The sequence below is a fragment of the Corallococcus sicarius genome (assembly GCF_003611735.1).
Taxonomy (GTDB): Bacteria; Myxococcota; Myxococcia; order Myxococcales; family Myxococcaceae; genus Corallococcus; species Corallococcus sicarius.
Window position 1 is genome coordinate 1 of record NZ_RAWG01000473.1, and the last position, 5,186, is coordinate 5,186.

Consider the following 5,186-nt stretch of genomic DNA (forward strand, 5'->3'; position numbering starts at 1 on the left):
ACCCGGGGAGGGGCCTTGGCCGGACACGCCGCGAGGGAGAGGACACAGAGGCCTAGGGGGAGGGTGACGAGGGCGCGGTGCATGGGGCGCGGATATTCTCCCAACCGCCGTCCAGGTGGGACGGTGTTTGCTTCCACTGGGATGACTCTCTAACCTTCGGAACGACATGAGCCTTCGCCGCTTCGCTGTCCTGTCGCTTGTCGCCGCCCTGGCGATTCCTTCCGGGGTGTTCGCGCAGGACGACGATGATCTCCTCGCCCCCGTGAAGCCCAAGCCGTCGAAGTCCAAGGTGACGCCCAAGCCGGCGAAGCCGAAGCCGACGACCACCAAGCGCAAGCCCGCGCCCAAGAAGGAGCGCCTGGGCAAGGGCAAGGGCAAGCCGGCGAAGACGCCCGCGGTGGCCCCGGAGCCCGCGAAGTCCTTCCTGGCCTTCAAGCTGGGCAGCAACGCGCGTGGGGCGAAGGTCACCGTGGACGACCAGGAGGTGAACCCCCAGGCTCCGCTGGAGCTGGTGCCGGGCGAGCACACCGTCGTGGCCCGCAGGCCGGGCTACTCGGACTTCACCCAGCGCGTCGTGGTGGCGCCGGGCGAGACGACGGACGTGACGCTGTCCCTGGAGGCGGCGACGGGCTTCGCCACCGTGACGTCGGACGTGCCGCGCGTCACCGTGCTGGTGGACGGGGTGCGCGTCGGCGTCACGCCCATCGACAACATGCCCATCAAACCCGGGCAGCATGAAATCGAGTTCCGGGCCCCGGGGCTCAAGGACGTGAAGAACATCATCGTGCGCGCCGGCCAGCTCTACGTCGTCGAGGGCCGCCTGCGCCCCGCGGCGGTGGCCTCGGCGGGGTCGGACGTGCCGCGCACGCCGGTGCTGGAGCCGAAGACTCCCACCGAGCCGGTGGAGTCCCCGGGACTGGCGCTGGGCACGGAGCAGCCGCCGGAGGTGAAGGAGAGCACCAGCAAGGCGTGGTACCAGCGCTGGTACGTCTGGGCGGGCGTGGGCGTGGTGGCCGCGGCGGGCGTGGGCGCCTATGCCGTGACCCAGGGCCCGGCGAAGCTCGACGCGAACAAGGACGTCTGTGGCGGCCAGTGCGACGCCGTCATCGGCGCGGGCCTGCTCACTGGAGTTCCCCCGGGTGCCCTGAGCTTCTGAGGTCCCGGGGGGCTTGAGGCTTGAGGACGCGCGGGGCCGCCTACTGGCCCCGCAGGTCGTCCTCGCCCCGGCCGGTGCCCGGCTCCAGGCGCAGGAACAGGTCCGTCACCCGGCCCACGCCCCAGAAGTCCAGCGCGGTGGCGCGGAGGCGGAAGGGCTCCGACTCCGGTAGCAGGTGGGTGATGTCCACCTCGTTGGGCTCGAAGGTGAAGGCGCGCCGGCCCAGGTTGTCCACCTGCTCATTGCCGATGAAGACGCTGTCGGTGAAGCCCACCGCGGCGCGGCGCGACACCTGACCCTTCGCGTCCAGCACCTCCAGCAGCAGGAAGTTGTCCACGGCGAAGCCCTGGGTGCACGCCTCGTCTCCGCAGAGGCGGGCCTGCGCGCCGTCCAGCCGCAGGGGCTGCGTCTCCGCGGTGACGACGATGCGGGGCGTGCGCTCGCCCTCGCGCGTGTCCACCTCCACGTCCTCACGCCGCTTCTCCAGGCGCGCCGTCTCCCGCTCGGGGGTGTTGGGCAGCAGACGCACCGAGCGGGGCTGGGGCGGCGCCGCGACGGTGGGGGGCGGCGCCTGCCGGGCCGCACAGGCGGACAGGAGGCTGACGGCGGCGGTGAGGGTCAACGTTCGCGGACGGAGCACCCGGAGGCTTGTAGCGAGCGGCCCTGGAGCGGGTCAATTAGCATGCCCTCCATGCGGACCCTCCCCGGATGGTGGCTGCTGTGCGTGCTCGTCGCAGGCCCGGCTGCCGCGGCCCCTCCCCATGCGCCCTCGCCGGCGTCCCTGGCTCCAGAGGTCCAGCTCTGCCTCCAGCACCTGAAGCCCACGGAGCGGGAGCGGGCCGCGAAGGCACTGGGGCCGCTGGACTCCCTGCCGCGCTACCGCGTGCAACTGGAGGTGGAGCCGAAGGAGCGGCGCGTCTCGGGCAAGGTGCAGGTGGAGCTCGTGGCGAAGGGCCCCCAGCCCCTCACCGAGCTGTACCTGCGGCTGACGCCCAACACCCGCGCGCGGCAGGTGACGCTCTCCGGCGCGAAGCTCAACGGGAAGGCCGTGACGCTGGAGCCGGGGCCGGAGCCCACGCTGCAGCGCGTGGTGGTGGATCCTCCGGTGGTCCCGGGCGGCGCGGTGTCGCTGGAGGTCGCGGTGAAGGGCACGGTGCCCCGGGCGGCGCCGGGCTCGGAGTCGCTGATGGGCGGCGCGGGCAGCCTGCTGGGAGGTGGTGGCGCGAAGGGCGGCGCGGAGGACCACGGGGCCTTCTCCGCCACGGCGGACGTGGTGAGCCTGGTGGGCGTGGTGCCGCAGGTGCCGCCGCTGGATGACCGGGGCCAGCCGTGGGACGGCCCGCAGGGGATGGGGGACCTGGCGCTGTACGAGCCCGCGCACGTGCTGGCCACGCTCACCGTGCCCTCGGGCTGGGCGGCGCACGCCACCGGGACGCCCCTGGGCGAGGTGCCCGAACGCGACGGTCGCGTGCGCTACAGCTTCGCGGCCGCGGCGGTGCGCGACTTCCCGGTGCTGGTGACGCGCGGCTACCAGGTGGCCACCGCCACGGTGAATGGCGTCACGGTGGAGAGCCACTTCGCGCCCCAGGACGCGGCGGCGGGCAAGCGCGTGCTCAAGTACGCGTCGCGGGCACTGGCGGAGTTCGAGAAGCGCCTGGGCCCGCTGCCCTACACCCACTTCCGCGTGGTGCAGGCGCCGCTGAGCGGGGGCGCGGGCGGCATGGAGTTTCCGGGGCTCGTCACGGTGGCCACGTCGCTCTACCGCGCCGGGGCGGACCCCTCGCAGGTGCTCGCGGGCATGCCCGGCATGGAGGCGCTGCAGGCGTTCCTGGGCGCGCAGGGCGCGGGGCTGATGGCGCAGGTGGGCGCGTCGCTGGAGCGCACGCTGGAGTTCACCGTGGCGCACGAGGTGGCGCACCAGTACTTCGCGGGGCTCGTGGGCTCGGACCCCATCCATGATCCGGTGGTGGACGAGTCCCTGGCCCAGTACGCCGCGCTCTTCTACATGGAGTTCACCCACGGCGTGGAGACCGCCGCGGCGCTGAAGCAGGAGGCGCTCGTGATGCCCTACCAGTTCTTCCGCATGTCGGGAGGACAGGACGCGCGCGTGGACCGGCCCGTGGGCGACTTCACCAACGCGCTGGAGTACGGCGCGCTCGTGTACGGCAAGGCGCCGCTCCTGCACCACGCGTCGCGCCGGCTCATCGGGGACGAGGCCTTCTTCAAGGCCCTGCGCGCGTACGTGGACACGTACCGCTTCAAGTGGGCGTGCCGGACGTGCTTCACGCAGGAGCTGGTGAAGGCGAGCCCGGCGAACGCGAAGGCGCTGGGGAAGCTGCGCACGCGCTGGTGGGAGGAGGCCCACGGCGACGAGGACCTGGGCGCCGGGGACCTGCAGGGGCTGATGAACGCCATGGGCGGCGGCCTGGGCGAAGTGAAGCTGGACGCCCAGACGCAGCAACTCCTGGAAGAACTCCTGCCCCAGCTCATGGGGCAGTGACGGGCCGGGCCCTCCTGGGGCCCGCCCGCGGTCAGTCGAACAGCGCCTGCACGAACTCGCGCGGCTCGAAGCGGCGCAGGTCGGCGATCTTCTCGCCCACGCCCACCCAGACCACCGGCAGCTTCAGCTCGTCGCAGATGCCGATGATGACGCCGCCCTTGGCGGTGCCGTCCAGCTTGGTGAGCGCGATGGCGGTGACGCCCACGTCCTCGTGGAACTGCTTGGCCTGCATGATGGCGTTCTGTCCGTTGGTGGCGTCCAGCACGAGCAGCACCTCATGCGGCGCGCCGGGCAGCGCCTTGTCCATCACGCGCTTGACCTTCTTGAGCTCCTCCATGAGGTGGCCCTTGGTGTGCAGCCGGCCCGCGGTGTCCGCGATGATGACGCTGGCCCCTTCCGTCTGGGCCTTCTTCACCGCCTCGAAGACGACCGCGCCCGGGTCGCCGCCGTCGGCGCCCTTCACGAGCGTGGCTCCGGCGCGCTCGGCCCACACGTCCAGCTGTTCGGTGGCGGCGGCGCGGAAGGTGTCGCCCGCGGCGAGCACCACCTTCTTGCCCTGGCCCGTGAGCTGCGCGGCCAGCTTGCCAATCGTGGTCGTCTTCCCGGCGCCGTTGACGCCCACCACCATCACCACGTGCGGCGGGCCTCCGCCCTCCAGCGAGCGGGGCACGGGCAGGTCCACCATCCGCGCGACCTCCTCGCGGATGACGCCCTTGATGCGCTCCGGGTCGCTCAGCTCCTTGCGCTGGAGCTTCTCGCGCGCCACGTCCACCAGGTGGCTGGCGGTGCGCACGCCGATGTCGGCGGTGAAGAGGATCTCCTCCAGCTCCGCCAGCACGGACTCGTCCACCGCGCGCTGCTGGCCGAACAGCCCGTTGAGCCGCGCCATGAAGCCCTGGCTCTTCGTGCGGTCCAGGCCCTGCGCCAGGGTGCGGCCACCCTCTGCTTCCACCTTGGCGCGCGCGGCGGCGGCCTCGGCCTGGAGGGCGGCCTCCGCCCGGGCGGCCTCCTGGGCGCGGGACTCCTCGCGCAGGCGCACCGCCTCGGCCTGCTCCCGCTTGCGGCGCTCGCGCGTCTCGTCGTCGACGGCCTTCTTGGCGCGGTACTCGACGCGCTTGGCCTCCTCCTCGCGCTCCTTGAGGGCGCGCAGCTCCGACTCCAGGCGGGTGCGCTCGGCGCTGTCCTTCGCGGCGCGGGCGGCGAACGAGGCCTGCTCGCGCTGGACGCGGAGGTCCTCCGTGCGGGCGTGGGCGTCGTCCGCCTCGCGGCGCAGGGCCAGCTCCTTGTCGGAGGGCGGCAGCTCCACGCGCAGTTCGGGGCGCTCGGCGGGCAGCTGCGGCGCCTCCGCCGGGCCCTTGCGGGGGGCTTCGGGCGGGCGCTTGCGGCCGAAGAGCTTCCGGGCCGCCAGGACCATGAGGACGACGAAGAGGGCCGCGCCGCCGATGCCCACCACGTCGCCGCCGGTGAGCCCGGGGTCCGGCGGAGGGACGCCCGTGCCCGGTTGCGTCGTCCCGGCGCCGGGAGTGGGGG

Annotated in this window: 4 protein-coding genes; 2 read left to right on the forward strand and 2 right to left on the reverse strand. The window is 73.1% G+C overall.

All coding sequences use genetic code 11. From position 1 onward, the window contains the following. Positions 1-166: 166 nt before the first annotated feature. A complete protein-coding gene (locus D7X12_RS38995; protein WP_120630227.1) occupies positions 167-1,156 on the forward strand; it encodes a PEGA domain-containing protein in 990 nt (329 codons plus the stop codon). A gap of 40 nt (positions 1,157-1,196) precedes the next feature. Here the strand turns inward: D7X12_RS38995 and D7X12_RS39000 are convergent, their stop codons facing one another. After that, entirely contained in the window at positions 1,197-1,796 is a 600-nt protein-coding gene (locus D7X12_RS39000) for a hypothetical protein (RefSeq protein WP_167509121.1), read from the reverse strand. A 51-nt stretch (positions 1,797-1,847) separates the two neighbouring features. On the opposite strand from D7X12_RS39000, the gene D7X12_RS39005 reads away from it, so the two are divergent. Next, positions 1,848-3,656 carry a M1 family aminopeptidase gene (locus D7X12_RS39005; RefSeq protein ID WP_120630229.1) on the forward strand — a complete coding sequence of 603 codons (1,809 nt, stop codon included), beginning with the start codon at positions 1,848-1,850 and terminating at the stop codon, positions 3,654-3,656. Positions 3,657-3,687: 31 nt separating this feature from the next. Here D7X12_RS39005 and ftsY read toward each other — a convergent pair. Continuing rightward, positions 3,688-5,186: signal recognition particle-docking protein FtsY (gene ftsY, locus D7X12_RS39010; RefSeq protein ID WP_244225045.1), on the reverse strand; the 1,499-nt coding region annotated here is incomplete at its 5' end.

What these genes read in the sequence shown, in the direction of transcription:
- D7X12_RS38995 (WP_120630227.1), top strand. Translation starts at nt 167, where the DNA reads ATGAGCCTTCGCCGCTTCGCTGTCCTGTCGCTTGTCGCCGCCCTGGCG.
- D7X12_RS39005 (WP_120630229.1), top strand. Translation starts at nt 1,848, where the DNA reads ATGCGGACCCTCCCCGGATGGTGGCTGCTGTGCGTGCTCGTCGCAGGC.